Genomic DNA, 16,320 nt, shown 5'->3' with positions numbered 1-16,320 from the left:
GCCGTTACTGGCGCTTGCCTCAGCGTTGAGCCGGCTGCGGCGGCTGCCACTCGCGCACGTGCGCGCCGCGCGCCGGACGCGCCGGTGCTTGCCCCGGCGTTTTCGGCGTGCCGACAAAGAGGAAGCCGAGCAGGCGCTCGTTCGGCGCGAAGCCCAATGCGTCGTGCAGACGCGCTTCATAACTGTCCGGTCCGGTGGACCAGAAGCCGCCATAACCGAGCGCGTGGATCGCGTTGAGCATGTTCATCGCCGCCGCGCCGGCAGCCAGCAATTGCTCGATTTCGGGCACCTTCGGATGCGCCGAAATCGCCGCGCCGAGCGCGATCACCAGCGGCGCGGCGAATGCCTTCTGCCGGCGATGCGCATGTGCCGAACGCGGTTCGTCCGGCGAGCGGGCGCAGGCGAGGTCAACCAGCACGTCGCCGAGTGGGCCGCGCGCGTCGCCGCGAATCGTCACGAAGCGCCAGGGACGCAGATTGCCGTGATCGGGTGCGCGCAAGGCGGCGTCGAAGATCAGGTCGAGTTCGGCATCGGCCGGACCGGGCTCGGTCAGGGGCCATTGCGATTGACGCGACAGCAGGACTTCGAGCGCCGCCGAAGCATTCGGCCCGGCGCCGGTGGCAGGCTTTGCCGCCGCCGGGCGCTGGTTTTCGATTTCGGGGCGGCTGAGGTCTAGCGTCGTCATGATTTCGGGTTCGGCTGATGGTATGAGCTGAATAATGAGCTAATTTGCTAGTAAATGCAAATCATTCGCATTTAGAAAAGATGTTCGTCGATTGGTTAGGCGCCTGCCCGGCGCTCGGCGCGAAGCGCGGGCAGCTTGAGCAGGCGAGGGGTAAGTCATTAACGCAACTAACGGTCAGCCGCGCCCGGCGCCCACGGATATGATGGCGAAGTGCCGAATGTCAGTCTTTCTGGCAAAAGCGTCTTGCAGCCTCCTTGCCCACTTTCGCTTGCCCCATGCCGATAAAAACACTCGACGCCGCATCGACTTCCAAGGCCACCGAAGCGGCGCAACGCCTCCCGACGCTGATGCTCGCCGCGGCCCTGTCGCTGGGTAGCGCGATCGCGCTCGGGCTTGCCCGCTTCGCGTACGCGCTGCTGTTGCCGTCGATGAAACTCGACCTCGGCTGGAGTTTCGCGCAAGCCGGCGCGATGAATACGGCCAACGCGCTGGGCTATCTGCTCGGCGCGCTGGCTTTTCCGCGCCTCGCGCGCCGCTGGCCGGCCGGCGCATTGTTCAGCGGCGGTTGCGTGGCGACCGCGCTACTGATGGCCGTCAGCGGTCTGCTTGCCGACACGGACTCGTTGCTCGTGTTGCGCGTGATCACCGGCGTGAGCAGCGCGGCGGTTTTTATCAGCGGCGGCGTGTTGGCGGCGCGGCTTGCCTCGGCGAGGCCGCACGACGCGGGACTTGTCCTCGGCTTGTATTACGGCGGCACGGGATGGGGCATCGTGGCGTCGTCGGTGCTGGTGCCGCTGACTATCTTCAACGTCCCACACGGCTGGCAGTTTGCGTGGTTCGCCCTCGCGCTCGCTTGCGCGGTACTCGCCGCAGTGGCCATCGGCGCCGCGCGAAAAATCGAGAGCGTGCACGCGACAACGTCGTCGGCCACGCAATCACAAGCCGCCGTCGATGCACCCCGTTGGCCGCGATTCAGTCTCGCGCTGGCCGGCTACGGTTTGTTCGGCGTCGGCTATATCGGCTACATGACGTTCATCGTGGCGTTGCTGCGTAATGCGGGCATGAGCGCGGCTGTCGTCACGTGCTTTTATCTGCTGCTCGGCGTGGCGACCGTGGTCTCGGCGCGTGTGTGGTCGGGGTTGCTCGATCGCATGCGCGGCGGCCAGGCGCTCGCGGTGCTCAACGCTTTGCTCGCGGTCGCGACGCTGCTGCCCGCATTGTTTACGCAACCGTGGGTGGCGTTCGTGTCCGGCGTGCTGTTCGGCGCGACGTTTCTCTCCGCCGTGGCGTCGACCACGGCTTTCGTGCGCCACAATCTGCCCGCGAGTCATTGGGCCAAAGGCATCAGTGCGTTCACGATCGTGTTTGCGTTCGGGCAAATAGTCGGACCGATGGTGATCGGCTGGGTCTCGGACGGCGCGGGTCTCGCGCGCGGGCTCGTGTATTCCGCGCTGCTGCTCGCGGCGGGCGCGGTGCTGGCGGCGTGTCAGAAGGCGTTGCGCTGAATGTGAGTCCGCGCATTCAGGCAAGTGCGCTTCACGCTTCTCACACCTGCACGGACGGGATGCTCTTCATGCAACGCAAGGCGAACATCGAGCGGCTATGCCGGATGCCGGCGATCTTGTAGAGCTTCTCGCGCAGAAACCGCTCGTAGCCCGCCGTGCCGTCGACCGCCACCTTCACCAGATAGTCGTAGTCGCCCGACACGAGATACGCCTCCAGCACTTCGGTCAGCGTCGCCAACTCGGCGCCGAAGCGGGCGAGGGCGTCGTCGTCGTGACGGTCCAGCGTCACTTCGAGCAGGACGATGTCCGCGAAGCCGAGCTTCTGCTGATCGAGCAGCGCGACGTAGCCGCGGATATACCCTTCCGTTTCCAACTGACGCGTGCGATTCCAGCACGCGGTGGTCGACATGCCGACCAGTTCCGCCAGTTCGGCATTGCTCAGCCGCGCGTTCTTTTGCAACTCGCGCATGATCTTGCGATCCTGGTTGTCGAGCGGGCGATTTCGGGTGGTCATGGGCGTCACGGGAAGCTTGTTCTGGAAAATTACATTCTAAAGGAAGATTGTCCTGACATCGCGTGGGAAGCTCATTGCTTTAAGAAGCCTATCCAGCCTGCGTCCCGGTATATTTTCAGGGTGCATTCATGCCCGGGACAACCGTCCGGGCTGCGGGCCTCGCGCCCGCTGCCTAGCGCGGCCACAAGCTGCCATCCGGTGTCTCGCTGTCTTCACAGGAAGGCAGCACGCGGGCGAATTGCGGCGCCACCAGCGCCGTAAGACGCGCTCGCCGGGCATGGACGCATGTTCCTAACCGAATGCTTGCCAGCATGATCGTCCGCCCGACCGGGCTCCTCGACCCGCGCGGATAGCGGCGGCGCGTACAGGCATGCCGCAACCACACGCCCGCCGATGTCGATCCAGTTGTACGTTTCTTTTCTTCTTGCTTCTCTAGTCCTGGTCTATTCTCCCGGTCCCGTCAATGTGCTGACGATGAGTCACTCGCTCAGCGCAGGTTGGCGCGCCGCGCTGCCCTGCGTGTGGGGCGGCACCTGTGCGGTGCTTCTGCAACTGCTCTTTACCGCGTTGTGCCTGAACTCGCTGTTGCTGATCGACGAGCGCGCATTGACCGCGCTGCGCTGGGCAGGCGCGATCTACCTGGTGTATCTCGGTTGCAAGCAATGGCGCAGCGGAAGTCTCCCGACGCCGGCCACCGACGCTCAGCAACGAAGTCTGTTCTGGCGCGGCTTCGCCACCTCGGGACTGAACCCGAAGACGCTGCTGTTTTTTCCATCGTTCTTTCCGCAGTTCATTAGCGCTCCTTCGGATGAGGCGCATTGGTCCGCGAATCAGCAATATGTTTTGTTGGCCGCGACATTTGCATTCGTGTTTGGGTTGGGCGTGGCGTCGACGGCAATTTTCTCGCACCGCTTGCGCACCGTTTTACAACGGCCGAAGCGGCTGCGCGCCGTGAATCGTTTGATGGGTAGTGTGCTGGTCGGCATGGGCGCGCTGATGGCGGCGGTGCGCTGAGCGCGTCAACTGCATCGCGCGGCGAACACCACACCACGCGTCGCCTCGAATTGAAAGCGACGCGTGGCTCCTCGATCAACTTGGTTTGGTAGGCGCTTTGACCGCGCTCTGTACCGCGACATTGCGATAGACGTCGCGGCAAAATTGCATGCCGCTTTGATGCGCACCGTTGACAGCCGCCGCGATGTGTACCGTTCCCTCGACATGCTGAGCCGGCGGATTGACGAGTGCCGCGTCGATCGCGAACGGATCGGCAGGCGACGCGCGCATGATGCCGATGCCCTTGATCGTCACGGCGAGGCAGGGGTCGGGCAGTTGCGGACCGTGGCTGGCGGCGACGTCGAAATTAATGTTCAGCGTCCAGAAACCCTCGTGAATATCCTGATGAATAATGACGGCTTTCACCACGTCCTGGTGTGACAGCGTGTACTCGTTGCTGGCCATCGGTCCCTCCTTGCCTCGCACGCATTCTGAGCGTACGTGTGCAGATATGGCATTTTGCGCGGACTAGGGAAGGTTAGTTTTACGCGCCATTCCTCGCAGCGCAAGCGGAAAGAGAGGTGCGTCGATGCGTCGGCACGCGAGCCTCGAATGGACGCGCGAAAGGCGACGCCCGGACGCTGGCGTCGCCTTTCGCGCTGTAGCCGCGTGGGGCTGCGGCGCAGTACAGCGAACCTCGGATCAACTGTGCAAACCAGCAGGTGTCAACGGATTAATGGAAGATGAGGTACAGGATGACCAGTACGATCAACGGGACGCCAAGCAACCAGCCGAGAAGGTAAGGCATGATGTGATCTCCTTTCGTATAGAGGTTTGAATACGAAAGTGATTCAGCATCCGGCGTGCCTGACGTGTCTTTTCGGGCCAGCGGTGCCTGCGCGATGCTTCCGGGCACCGCACCGACCATCACCCCATGCAAGCCTGGATCGACGCCACGACGGCAATTTCAAGGCAAATTCTCCCGCAGAACGATGCTGAATTGCACTGGCTTCACGTCCCTCATCGCGTCACGCTTCTCGCGCACGTTGCGGAAAATTCGCAGACAATTTCCCACCATGGCTTGCGGCGTTTGCGTGATCAACGCATCCATGGTGCCGTCGATCAGCAACGCTCGCGTATCAGGCGTCAAGCCATGCCCGACGAACAGAATCTTCTGCTCTGAACGCGCCTCGACAATCGCGCGCGCCACGCCATCCGATCCGCCGCCGCTGTTGTAAATGCCGGCAAGATCGGGATGCTGCTCCAACAGCTTGCGCGTCTGCATATAGTTGCGTTCGCTATCGTCGTGTCCCTCGCGCAAGCCGATCACGCGCACTTGTGGAAACGTCGATTCGATCAAATGCAGAAAACCGATCTCGCGTTCCTCATGCCCGCGATAGTTGAGGCTGCCCGCGAGCATGGCGATCTTCCCGCTCGGCCGGGGGCCCATGAAGCGCCCGAGCAGCAACGCCGCCGTGCGTCCCGCCGAACGATTGTCGATACCCACATAAGCCAGCCGCCGCGCATTCGATAAATCCGAAATCAGCGTGATGGCCGGCACGCCCTGGTCCGCCAACGCATTCACGGCGTCGCGCACCACAGGATGTTCGAGCGCCATGAACACCACACCATCCGCGCGCTGGCCGTAATGCAACAGACGGTCGGCCAGTTCCTTGGGGTTGAAACTCTCGACGTAGTGCACGCGGCACTTCATGTCCAACGCGTTCCACTGATCGTGTGCGAAGTCGATGTAGTCGCCGAGCATATGCAAGTAGCGATTGGTGCCGGCGGGCAGCAGGAACGCGATGCGCATCGGCTTCGAGGCGGGCACGACGGGCGCCTCTGGCGTGAGCAGATAGCCGAGTTGGGCGGCCGCTTGCAGCACGCGTTGCGCCGTCACGGCGCGCACGCCCTCGCGGCCATTGAGGACACGATCCACCGTGGCGGTCGAAACACCGGCGGCGCGCGCAATGTCGGGAATGCGAGCGCGCGCGGCGGCGGAGAGGTGAACCGTTTCGGACATGGCAGTCCTTCACAGAAGGGAAGTCCATCAAAAAACATCAAGTTCGCGGTTTGACAGCGCTTACCGCGCACGCCTAGTCTTGCAGCTATCACGCGACGACTCAACACCGGCGACTGGAAATCAAGGCGTAGCGAGCGGGCGATGATGGTTTTTGATGGATTCGATAGTCACATCAATTATAAGCAAGGAGACGCTCAAATGACCAACCTCGCGAGACGCACCGTACTGCGTGCGGCGGCCGCTGTGCCGGTAGCCGGCGCACTGGGCTTTCCGGCGATCGTGCGCGCGGCGTCCGGCCCGGAGTTCGTGTTCAAGTACGGCAACAACCTGCCGCTCACGCATCCGCTGAACGTGCGCTCGCAGGAAGCGGCCAATCAGATCAAAGAGGCGTCGAAAGGGCGCATGGAGATCCGGATATTCCCTAACAACCAGTTGGGCGGCGATACCGACATGCTCGCCCAGGTGCGCAGCGGCGGCATCGAGATGTTCACGCCGTCGGCGCTGGTGGTGTCGACGCTCGCGCCATCGGTCGCGATCAACGCGGTGGGCTTTGCGTTCAGCGACTACAACCAGGTGTGGAGCGCGATGGACGGCAAGCTCGGTGCCTACGTGCGGGCCGCAATGCAGAAGGCCGGCCTCGAATCGTTCGAAAAGATGTGGGACAACGGTTTTCGTCAGACGACGACCAGCACCGGCGCGATCACGAGCGCACAGAACATGCGCGGTCTGAAGATTCGCGTGCCGGTGAGTCCGCTCAGCATCGATATGTTCAAGGGACTCGGCGCTTCGCCGACCAGCCTGCAATTCAGCGAGGTCTATTCGTCGCTGCAAACGCATATCGTCGATGCGCAGGAAAACCCGCTGCCGATCGTGCAGGTCGCGAAGCTCTACGAAGTGCAGAAGTATTGTTCGCTCACCAATCACATGTGGGACGGCTACTGGTTCGTGCTGAACCCGCGCGCGTGGCAGCGCTTGCCGAAGGATCTGCAGGGCATTGCCAGCGATGCATTCAACCAGTCGGCGCTCAAGCAACGTGAAGACGTGCGCAAGCTGAACGACGCGGCGGTCGCGGATCTGCAAAGCAAGGGTCTCTCGATCAACCGTCCCGCGCCGGACACGTTTCGCGCGGCGCTGCGCCAGGCGGGTTTCTACGCCGAATGGAAGAGCAAGTTCGGCAATCAGGCGTGGGACCTGCTCGAACAATCGGTCGGCAAGCTGGCCTGACCGTGCTGCATACGGGTGAGCCTGAGACGAAGCGCGGCGAGCCGCCGCGAGGAGACAGCAGGATGTCGAATCACGCATTGAATCCGGCGGACGCGGGCGTGCCGTTGCATGCAGCGAGCATGCCGCGCCGCTGGCTGAGGAGTTTCGATCGCGGTCTGATCGCGCTCGTCGAAGTGTGCGCGGCGGCGCTGCTCGCCATGGAAATCGTCGTGATGCTCGCGGGCGTGGTGTGCCGCTACGCGCTGCATCAGCCGCTTGTTTGGTCGGATGAACTGGCCGGCATTCTGTTCCTGTGGCTCGCCATGCTCGGCGCGGTGCTCGCGTTGCGGCGCGGTGAACATATGCGGATGACGGCGCTGGTCAGCCGCCTGTCGCCGCAGCGGCGCGCATTCGTCGATACGCTGGCGATCGCTGCGTCGATCGCGTTGCTCGCGCTGCTGATCGCCCCCGCGTACGACTATGCCTCCGGCGAGGCCGCGATCGTGACGCCCGCCCTGCAGATCAGCAACGCGTGGCGCGCGCTCGCCTTGCCGATCGGCGCGGCGCTCATGCTGCTGGTCGGGCTGATCCGTCTTGCCCAGGTGAGCCGCGTGCGCGACGTCGTGATCGTGCTCGCGATTACCGCTGTGCTGGCCGCGATAGCTGTGTACGCCGGACCGTGGTTTCAAACGCTCGGCAAAACCAATCTCGTGATTTTTTTCGTCGGCGTGGTGGCGATCGGGATTTTTTCGGGCGTGCCCATCGGATTTTCATTTGCCCTCGCCACGTTCGGTTATCTGGGCCTCTCGACCTTTACGCCACTCGAAGTCGTGGTCGGTCGTATGGACGAAGGCATGTCGCATCTCGTGCTGCTCGCCGTGCCGCTCTTCGTGTTCCTCGGCTTGCTGATCGAAATGACCGGCATGGCCCGCGCCATGATCGAGTTTCTCGCGAGCCTCGTCGGTCATGTGCATGGCGGGCTGTCGTTCGTATTGATCGGCGCCATGTATCTGGTATCGGGCATCTCCGGTTCGAAAGTGGCGGACATGGCGGCCATCGCGCCAGTGCTTTTTCCGGAGATGAAAAAACGCGGCGCGTCCGAAGGCGATCTGGTGGCGCTGCTCGCCACGACCGGTGCGCAAAGCGAAACCATTCCGCCGAGCATCGTGCTGATCACGATCGGTTCGGTGACGGGTCTGTCGATATCCGCGCTCTTCACCGCAGGCATGCTGCCGGGCGCGGTGCTCGCGCTGATCCTGTGCGTGGTGGTGTGGTGGCGCTATCGCAAGGAAGACCTGAGCGGCGCGCAGCGTTTCAGCAAGCGGCAGATCGGCCGTCTGTTCATTGTGTCGCTGCCGGCGCTGGCGTTGCCGTTCGTGATTCGCATGGCGGTGGTCGAAGGCGTGGCGACAGCGACGGAGGTGTCGACCATCGGCATCGCTTATTCGATGCTGATCGGCCTGCTGGTGTATCGCCGCTTCGAGTGGCGGCGGCTCGGCCGCATGCTGGTGGATGCGGCGACGTTGTCCGGTGCGATTCTTTTCATCATCGGCTGCGCCACGGCGATGGCTTGGGCGCTCACGCAATCCGGCTTTTCGCAGGACCTCGCGCAACTCATGGGCGCGATGCCCGGCGGCGCTTACGGTTTTCTCGCGGTGTCGATCGTCGTGTTCGTGATGCTCGGCAGCGTGCTCGAGGGGATTCCCGCGATTGTTCTGTTCGGGCCGCTGTTGTTTCCCATCGCGCGGCTTGCGGGCGTGCATGAAGTGCATTACGCGATCGTCGTGATTCTTTCGATGGGCGTGGGCCTCTTCTCGCCGCCGTTCGGTGTCGGCTACTACTCGGCGTGCGCGATCAGCAAGGTCAATCCCGACGCGGGCATTCGTCCGATTGTCGGCTACATGGGCGCATTGATCGTCGGTCTGATCGTGGTCGCGGCGATTCCCTGGATTTCGATCGGGTTTCTCTAAGCAGGTCTCTCAAGTTTATTAACAGGTTCGACCTTCGGGCGCTGCGTCTTCGCCGCGCCGGGGCGTCGCTCGTCTTTCAACCCCGCAGCATCGGGAGAGTTTCATGAGTCGTTTCTTTGGCGAAATCCGGCAGGCAGGCTACGTGGTCCAGGACATCGAGGCCGCGATGGACTACTGGAGCCGCGTGCTCGGCGTGGGTCCGTGGTTCTACAACGAACGCGTGCCGATCGAGAACTACACATATCGTGGGCAATCGTATGAGGTACATAACTCGGTGGCGCTGGCGAACTCGGGACCGTTGCAGGTCGAACTGATCCAGACACGCAACGACGCGCCCTCGATGTATCGCGACTTTCTCGCGGCGGGCCATACCGGCTTGCAGCACAACGCGTACTGGACCACTTCGTTCGACGCGGATCTCGCGCGTCTGCAGGAGCAGGGTTTCAAAGTCGCGATGAGCGGCGAAGTGGGGCGCAACGGGCGCTTCGTCTACTTCGATACGGAAAATCATCCCGGTACGGTGATCGAGTTGTCCGAGATTGCCGGGCCGAAAGGCAAACTCTTCGACATGATCTACGCGGCGTCGCGCGATTGGGACGGCCGCGAGCCGGTGCGCCGCTTTCCCGATCTGGGCACGCTATGAGCGAGACGCTGCAACCGCGCGCCGTCGACGACGATACGCTCGAGGCCGACTATCTGATCGAGACGCCGCTCGATCCCGCGCGCGTCGCCGACGTCATGGCCGGCGAGCAGTCGAGCGGGACTTTCGTGCGCGTCGCTAACGAATCCGATGCGCTGCGCGCGCGCAGTCGCGCGAGCGTGCTGCGCGTCGAGGAACTGGAGGCCGCGGCACGGCCCAGCCTGCCGAACGCATGGCTCGAGCGTCAAGGCACACCCGGGCCGTGGCGGCGTGCGCGCATCACGCTGTCGTTTCCGCTCGCCAATATCGACGCGAATCTGCCCACACTGGCTGCGACCGTCGCCGGCAATCTGTACGATCTCGGCGAAGTGACCGGCATGCGGCTGCTGTCGTTACGCTTGCCGGCTTCGTACCGTGCGCGGTTCGAATTACCGCGTCATGGCGTGGCCGGCACGCGCGCGCTGATGGACGTGAAGGATCGGCCGATGATCGGCACCATCATCAAGCCGAACGTCGGCCTGAGCGCGGCGGAAACGGCGGCGCTGGTGCGCGATCTGTGCGAAGCAGGCGTCGATTTCATCAAGGACGACGAGGTGTGCGCGAATCCCGCACATGCGCCGCTGGCGGAGCGTGTGCGGGCGGTGATGGCCGAAGTGCGCCGCTACCGTGAACGCAGTGGTCGTCCTGTGATGGTCGCGTTCAATATCACCGATGATCTCGACGCCATGCGTCGTCACGCGGAACTGGTCGAACGCGAGGGCGGCAGTTGCGTGATGGCGAGTATCAACTGGTGCGGCTTTTCCGCGATCCAGACGCTGCGCCGCGCGACGCCGCTCGTGCTCCACGCGCACCGCAACGGCTACGGCATGATGTCGCGCGATCCGGCGTTGGGCATGTCGTTTCAGGCGTATCAGACGCTCTGGCGTTTGAGCGGGGTCGATCATATGCACGTGCATGGCCTCGCCGGCAAATTCGCGCAGAGCGACGCCGAAGTGATCGAGTCGGCCCGCGATTGCGCGACGCCGCTCGCCGCCGGTTGCGACGATGCCGTACTGCCGGCGTTTTCATCAGGGCAATGGGCCGGCACCGTGCAAGCGACATTCGACGCCGTGCGCTCCACCGACCTGCTGTTCATGTCCGGCGGCGGCATTCTCGCGCATCCGGACGGTCCTGCGGCGGGCGTCACGAGTGTGCGCCAGGCTTGGGCGGCGGTGCAGGCGGGTACGCCGCTGCCGGTGTACGCCAAGCACATGCCGGAACTGCGGCGCGCCTTGGCCTTTTTCGGCAGCCGCACGTGAACGCTTCAGGCGACACGGAACAAAACATGAGCGACGAAACCAACGGCAACGGTCCAGCCTACGCTTTCTACGGCGACGACTTTACCGGCGCAACCGACACGCTGGCCCATCTCGCCCGCGCCAATTTGCGCACCATGCTGTTCTTCGCACCGCCGGATGCCGCGCGTCTTTCGATGCTCGGTCGGCTCGACGCAATCGGCGTGGCAGGCGCCGCGCGAACCATGGCGCCCGCTGCGCAGCGGCAGGAACTCGAGCGTGTTGGCGCCGCGTTCGCCGCGCTCGACGTGCGCGTGATGCACTACAAAGTGTGCTCGACGTTCGATAGCGCACCGGAAACCGGCAGCATCGGCGTGGCGATCCGAACTTTGCGCGCGTACTGCGCGAGCGAACTCGTCGCGGTGGTCGGCGGGCAGCCGAATCTGCGGCGCTATTGCGTGTTCGGTGAACTGTTCGCAGCAGCCGGCGCGGACGATAGCGCGCAGTCGATCTATCGCATCGACCGTCATCCGACGATGAGCCGCCATCCCGTCACGCCGATGAACGAAGCGGACTTGCGTGTCCATTTTCAGTGCCAAGGTGTGAAGAATGTGCAATCGATTGACTGGCGCTGCTACGCGCACGGCGACGCCGAACTTCAAGCGCAAGTGCAGCAACGGCTCGATTCGAAACCCGACGCCGTGTTGTTCGACGTGCTCGACGAATCGCATCTGCAAGCGATTGGCCGCGTGATCGCGCGTCATGCCGCGGCGTCGGCGCCATTGCTCGCGGTCGGTGCGAGCAGCGTCGCGCAGGCTTATGCGTTGGCGCATGACAACCGCGTTAAAGATGCCGCCGGGGAACCGCGAACCACGCCACCGCTGGCTCCGGCGCGTGGCCCGGTATTCGTGCTGGCGGGCAGTCTCTCGCCATTGACCGAGGTGCAGATCGGCGCCGCGCAGTCCTATCTGCGTGTGGAACTGGACCCGCTGAAAATGACTGGCGACGCAGGCTCCGACTACTTGGCGGAACGCGTGGCCGCAATAGCCGGACCCTTGCGCGACGGGCGCAACGTGCTCGCCTTCACGACGCGCCGCGCGTCGAGTGAAGGCGGCGCGCTGCCGCAACTCGCGCACGCCTGTGCGTCACTGTTGCAACAGGTGCTCGGCGCTGTGCGCTTGCATCGTATCGGTATTGCAGGTGGCGACACGTCGAGTTTTGCCGTGCGCGCGCTCGGCGCGTGGGGACTGTCGTATCTCGCGCCATTGTCGGCAGGCGTTACCGTATGTCGTCTCCATGCCGATCCCGCGGAACTCGACGGCATGGAGATCATGCTGAAAGGCGGGCAAATGGGCGATGCGGATTTGTTCGAGCAATTGCTCGAAGGCAACGCTTAACCGTTGTCGGCGAAACCTGGATACAGCCGACCATCGACATAGCAAGGCCGCCGGATATCCATGCAGCGAACTGCACCGATATCCGGCGGCCGACCTGATTTCAACGATCGAACGGGTGCTGCGAGAACGCGGCGTCTATATGACGCCGACGACCAGCAGCACGATCACCACGATCACCACGAGGCCGAGACCGCCGGTAGGACCGTAGCCCCACGAACGGCTGTGCGGCCACGACGGGAGCGCGCCGATTAGCAGAAGAATCAACACAACTAGAAGAATAGTTCCCAACATATGAATGACCTCCGCCTGGTTGATAGGACTTGCCCTCACGACAGCTGCGAAAGGCAGTACCGGTGTTATGGATGAGCAAGCCGCGTGCCCGAGGCGAAAAGCCGAATCTGAAAATGTTTTAGACCAACTAGACAGCGCTGTGGCGTGCGGCGCCGATGCGCGACGCAAGCAGATCAGCGACGAAGGCGATACTCAGCGCCACCGCTCCACAAGTGAAAATCAACGCGTAGTCGTTATGCGTATGCGAGAAAAGGTACGAGTACCCGTAGCCGCCGAGCGCCTGGAAGAGCGCGAAGGCCGTCGTCGCGCGACTCCATGCGGCTCGCTGTTCGGTGTGATCGTGCGGCACGAGTTCATGAATGCGGCCGAGCACGAGCGGCACGATGCCTGGCGTGAAGATGCCGAGAATCACTGTCGAGGCGGCCAGCACGAGCGAGTTGCCCGAAAACGCGAGCATGGCGACGGCGGCCGCTTGCAGAAGCAGTCCGACGCGATACGCCTTGCCGAAGCCGATGCGATCGGCCACGTTGCCGCAGATCACCGGTCCGGCGATCGCAGCGAGGCCGTACAGCACCCAGTAATCCGCGCCGATTGCGGCGCCGCGTCCCAGACCGCGAGCGACATAGTCGACGAGCAGCACCATCGCCGGTACGAGGCCGAGGGCGTTCGCCGCGTATTGCGCGTACAGCACGCGCAGCGTCAAGCCTTGAGGACGCACCGCGTGATGCGCGCCGGACGGCACGACCGGTGCGGGCGGATTCGCCGAAGGCCAGCCGAACCAGCTCACCGCGGTCAGCACCAGCGCCACGACGCCAAGACCGATCCACGTGGTTTGCAAACCATGGTGAAGCAGCTTCGGAATCAACGTGCCGGATGCCGCGATACCCAAGCCGAGTCCAAGAAAGATCATGCCGCTCACGAAGCCACGGCGCGGCGCCGGAATGTGCGGAAGAATCGACGTCGCCACCAGTACCATGATCGCGCCGCCGGAAATGCCCGACAACAAACGCCACGTGAAAAACCAGCTCACCGAAAGCGGATACGCGCAGGCGAAGAAGGCGGCCGTCACCACCGCCATCAGCATGCGCAACGCGCTGCGGTTCGACAGCGCCGCTGCGAGCGGACGGCCGATCAACGCGCCGACCAGATAGCCGGCGAAGTTCGCCGCGCCGAGCGTCACCGCTTGCGACGACGTGAACCAGTGCGCCTGGATCAGCGAGGGAATCAACGGCGTGTACGCGAAGCGGGCGAGGCCGATGGCGACGAGACTGCCGGACAATCCCGCGAGCGTTGCAAAGAGCGCGCGGGCATCGAGTGAGACTGAATTGTCGGACGTTATCGGTGCAGCGGACATGACGGTTCCTTTACCGGTGCGCGCGTTGGTAGCGGCGCTGCCGGATGTCGGTGGGAAAAAGGGAAGCGAAGGAGTGCGCCCTGTCAGGCGCGTGGCTCAAACGTCGCTATCTGCCGCCGGTAGGGCAGGCAAACCGAGCAGCAGCAAAACCGGCGCAATCGCGCCAATGAGCAGCGCCTGTTGCGGATTGACCCGCGCGAGAACGCGAACGCCGATCAACGTGGCCAGCAGATGAGTGGCGGCGTCATCGGCGGAAACGACGGTGGTGATTTCGCCGCTCTCGCTGGCCGCAACCATGCGGCGGTAAAAAAACGCGCGGATTTCGGCGAATTCCGTGGCGACGATTGCACGGAATGCTTCGTCCTCCGATGTGGTTTCCAGCGCCGAGTTCACCAACATGCAGCCGCGCTGCGCGGGATCGGCGAGCGTTCGCTCGAGGATCTCGTGGAAGAACATCGTGATGCCTAGAGTCGGCGATACGGTCCGTTCCAATCGCCTGATCCGTTCGCGCAACGTGTGCTCGAGATAATGCTCGAGCGCGCGCACATACAGCGTGCGCTTGTCGCCGAACGCGTTGTAGAGGCTCGGCTGCGTCAGGCCGGTCGATTTGACCAGATCGCGCGTGGAGGTCGCCTCATAGCCCTTCGTCCAGAAGGCCGCGCTGGCGGCTTCCAGCACCTCGTGTTCATCGAATCCGCGGGGTCTTGCCATGGTGAATGTCCTTCCAGCGTCGCTGACGACGATTGTGTATCAGTCGATATAGAACGCGATTATATATCGACCGATACAGAACGCAAGAAGAAGATTCGAGGACAGACGGCGGCGCGCTTAAAGCGCGCTGCGGTGCGGTGGAAGGGGCTCGGCGGGCGGTTGCCCATCCGGTGCGAGTTCGGCTTCCGGATAGCTGATCCGCACGGGTGGCACGAACCAGGCGAGGCACAGGCCAATCAGCGCGGCGGCGCCGGCCACCAGAATGCCGATGTGAATCGACTGCACCAGCGCCTCGCGCGCGGACCTCATCATGGCGTCGCCTGACTGGCCGGCACTCACCAGACGATTGATCAGCGCGGCCTGTTCCGCGCGATCCACCAGCAGCTCGGGACTGGCGAAGGATTTGAACCACTGCGTCGCCTGATAGGAATCGAGCGAGCGATGCACCCCGCGCGAATAGAGATGGCCGAGCAACGCGCCGGTCATCACCGTGCCGAGCATGCCGCCGAATGTCCGCAGCGATTGCAGCAGCGCGGTGGCCGCGCCGACATGGTCCCGCCCGACGATCTGCTGCGAGCAGACGGTCAGGCTGGTCGCCACCAGGCCGAGGCCGAGTCCGCTGATGCCCATGCACGACGCCCACACCAGATGCGGTTCCGTGCCCCGCAATACGACCACGCTGAGACATGCGAGCGCGGACAGCGCAAAGCCAGCGTACATGATGCCGTTCGCGCGGCGGACCCGTGTGACGATACGATTGTTGAGCACGCTGCCCACGGTCGTGCCGAGCAGCAGCGGCGTGATCAGCATGCCCGAGTCATGCGCGGACATCGCGTAGCCGCCCTGGAACAGCAGCGGCACATAAAACACCAGCGAAAAGAGCGCGAAGCCGCCGAGCACCGACATCGCGAACAGCGCGGAGAGCTTGCGGTCCATGAGCATGTCCACCGGCACGATCGGATAGCCGATGCGCCGCTCCCATAGCCAGAGAATCAGCCCGCAAGTCGCCGCTACGATCGTCAGCACGATGGTCGTCGTGTCGATGCCGCGCCTCGGAAACAGTTCGATCAGGACTTGCAGTGAGCCGAACGTGACCGCGAGCACGAACGCGCCGAGCCAGTCGAGTCGCACGGGACCCTTGCGCCGTAGATGAAGCAGCGGCGGCAGAAAGCGCTGCACGAACAGCAGCGATACGAGTCCGATTGGCACGTTGACGAAAAACACCAGCCGCCAGCCGCCGTACTGCGTCAACATTCCGCCGAGCGTCGGTCCGATCATGTTGGACACGCCGAAGGCGGACGTGACGAACACCAGCCAACGCAGCCGCAGCTTCGGATTGGGAAACAGATCGGCGACGGTGGCGAACACCGTGCCGATCAGAATGCCACCGCCGATCCCTTGCAGGCCGCGCGAAATCACCAGTAACAACATGCTGCTGGCAAAGCCGCACAACACAGAAGCGCCGGTGAACAACAGGATCGCGGCGATCAGAAACCGCTTGCGGCCGAACAGATCGCCCAGCCGCCCGAAGATGGGAATCGTGATGACGGAGGCGAGCATGTACGACGTCGCGACCCACGCGTACAGGTCGAAGCCCTTCAGTTCGGCGACGATGCGCGGCAGCGCGGTGCCGACGATGGTTTGATCCAGCGCCACCAGCATCGCGACGAAAGCGATGCCGAGCATCGCAAGCAGCGATTCGCGAAACGGCAGCAGTTGCCCGCTCGGAAGCGGCGCGGCGAGCCCGGCGCTCATGGCGT

15 protein-coding genes are annotated in these 16,320 nt (G+C 63.6%); 7 read left to right on the top strand and 8 right to left on the bottom strand.

Going from position 1 to position 16,320, the window contains the following annotated elements:
- Positions 1 to 19: 19 nt before the first annotated feature.
- Entirely contained in the window at positions 20 to 685 is a 666-nt protein-coding gene (locus PQR42_RS08140) for a nitroreductase family protein (RefSeq protein WP_408383073.1), read from the bottom strand.
- Between the two features lie 275 nt (positions 686 to 960).
- Between PQR42_RS08140 and PQR42_RS08135 the strand changes: the two genes are divergently transcribed.
- The gene (locus PQR42_RS08135) at positions 961 to 2,190 is read left to right on the top strand and encodes a YbfB/YjiJ family MFS transporter (RefSeq protein ID WP_408383075.1); all 1,230 of its coding nucleotides are present in this window, start codon (positions 961 to 963) and stop codon (positions 2,188 to 2,190) included.
- Between the two features lie 40 nt (positions 2,191 to 2,230).
- Here the strand turns inward: PQR42_RS08135 and PQR42_RS08130 are convergent, their stop codons facing one another.
- Entirely contained in the window at positions 2,231 to 2,704 is a 474-nt protein-coding gene (locus PQR42_RS08130; protein WP_408177297.1) for an Lrp/AsnC family transcriptional regulator, read from the bottom strand.
- Positions 2,705 to 3,097: 393 nt separating this feature from the next.
- On the opposite strand from PQR42_RS08130, the gene PQR42_RS08125 reads away from it, so the two are divergent.
- Positions 3,098 to 3,718, top strand: coding sequence for a LysE family translocator (locus PQR42_RS08125; protein ID WP_408383077.1), 621 nt, complete (start codon positions 3,098 to 3,100; stop codon positions 3,716 to 3,718).
- Positions 3,719 to 3,793: 75 nt separating this feature from the next.
- Here the strand turns inward: PQR42_RS08125 and PQR42_RS08120 are convergent, their stop codons facing one another.
- Positions 3,794 to 4,162 (bottom strand): hypothetical protein, encoded by a 369-nt coding sequence (locus PQR42_RS08120; RefSeq protein ID WP_408204368.1) that lies wholly within the window; start codon positions 4,160 to 4,162, stop codon positions 3,794 to 3,796.
- Between the two features lie 502 nt (positions 4,163 to 4,664).
- The gene (locus tag PQR42_RS08115) at positions 4,665 to 5,720 is read right to left on the bottom strand and encodes a LacI family DNA-binding transcriptional regulator (protein ID WP_408383078.1); all 1,056 of its coding nucleotides are present in this window, start codon (positions 5,718 to 5,720) and stop codon (positions 4,665 to 4,667) included.
- Positions 5,721 to 5,918: 198 nt separating this feature from the next.
- Between PQR42_RS08115 and PQR42_RS08110 the strand changes: the two genes are divergently transcribed.
- The 5 genes from PQR42_RS08110 to PQR42_RS08090 all read left to right on the top strand — a co-directional run bounded on the left by PQR42_RS08110 (position 5,919) and on the right by PQR42_RS08090 (position 12,204).
- Positions 5,919 to 6,944, top strand: coding sequence for a TRAP transporter substrate-binding protein (locus tag PQR42_RS08110; RefSeq protein WP_408204370.1), 1,026 nt, complete (start codon positions 5,919 to 5,921; stop codon positions 6,942 to 6,944).
- A 62-nt stretch (positions 6,945 to 7,006) separates the two neighbouring features.
- Positions 7,007 to 8,893 carry a TRAP transporter large permease gene (locus tag PQR42_RS08105; protein WP_408204371.1) on the top strand — a complete coding sequence of 629 codons (1,887 nt, stop codon included), beginning with the start codon at positions 7,007 to 7,009 and terminating at the stop codon, positions 8,891 to 8,893.
- Positions 8,894 to 8,996: 103 nt separating this feature from the next.
- Complete coding sequence (locus PQR42_RS08100) at positions 8,997 to 9,536, top strand: VOC family protein (RefSeq protein WP_408204372.1); 540 nt, start codon at positions 8,997 to 8,999, stop codon at positions 9,534 to 9,536.
- On the top strand, positions 9,533 to 10,831 hold the full coding sequence (locus tag PQR42_RS08095; protein WP_408204373.1) for a ribulose-bisphosphate carboxylase large subunit family protein: 1,299 nt from the start codon (positions 9,533 to 9,535) through the stop codon (positions 10,829 to 10,831). The genes PQR42_RS08100 and PQR42_RS08095 overlap by 4 nt, the downstream gene beginning before the upstream one ends.
- Before the next feature lie 26 nt (positions 10,832 to 10,857).
- On the top strand, positions 10,858 to 12,204 hold the full coding sequence (locus PQR42_RS08090) for a four-carbon acid sugar kinase family protein (RefSeq protein WP_408383080.1): 1,347 nt from the start codon (positions 10,858 to 10,860) through the stop codon (positions 12,202 to 12,204).
- 135 nt (positions 12,205 to 12,339) lie between these two features.
- Here the strand turns inward: PQR42_RS08090 and PQR42_RS08085 are convergent, their stop codons facing one another.
- The 4 genes from PQR42_RS08085 to PQR42_RS08070 all read right to left on the bottom strand — a co-directional run bounded on the left by PQR42_RS08085 (position 12,340) and on the right by PQR42_RS08070 (position 16,315).
- The gene (locus PQR42_RS08085) at positions 12,340 to 12,495 is read right to left on the bottom strand and encodes a DUF3309 family protein (RefSeq protein ID WP_408204375.1); all 156 of its coding nucleotides are present in this window, start codon (positions 12,493 to 12,495) and stop codon (positions 12,340 to 12,342) included.
- A 127-nt stretch (positions 12,496 to 12,622) separates the two neighbouring features.
- Complete coding sequence (locus PQR42_RS08080; protein ID WP_408204376.1) at positions 12,623 to 13,849, bottom strand: YbfB/YjiJ family MFS transporter; 1,227 nt, start codon at positions 13,847 to 13,849, stop codon at positions 12,623 to 12,625.
- Between the two features lie 96 nt (positions 13,850 to 13,945).
- A complete protein-coding gene (locus tag PQR42_RS08075; RefSeq protein ID WP_408493608.1) occupies positions 13,946 to 14,560 on the bottom strand; it encodes a TetR/AcrR family transcriptional regulator in 615 nt (204 codons plus the stop codon).
- 117 nt (positions 14,561 to 14,677) lie between these two features.
- Positions 14,678 to 16,315, bottom strand: coding sequence for an MFS transporter (locus PQR42_RS08070; RefSeq protein ID WP_408383084.1), 1,638 nt, complete (start codon positions 16,313 to 16,315; stop codon positions 14,678 to 14,680).
- Between the last annotated feature and the right edge of the window lie 5 nt (positions 16,316 to 16,320).

It is taken from the genome of Paraburkholderia sediminicola (assembly GCF_046027355.1).
In the GTDB taxonomy this organism is placed as follows: domain Bacteria; phylum Pseudomonadota; class Gammaproteobacteria; order Burkholderiales; family Burkholderiaceae; genus Paraburkholderia; species Paraburkholderia sediminicola_B.
The sequence above is the reverse complement of the archived record's forward strand: the minus strand, read 5'-3'. Positions and strand labels throughout refer to the sequence as shown.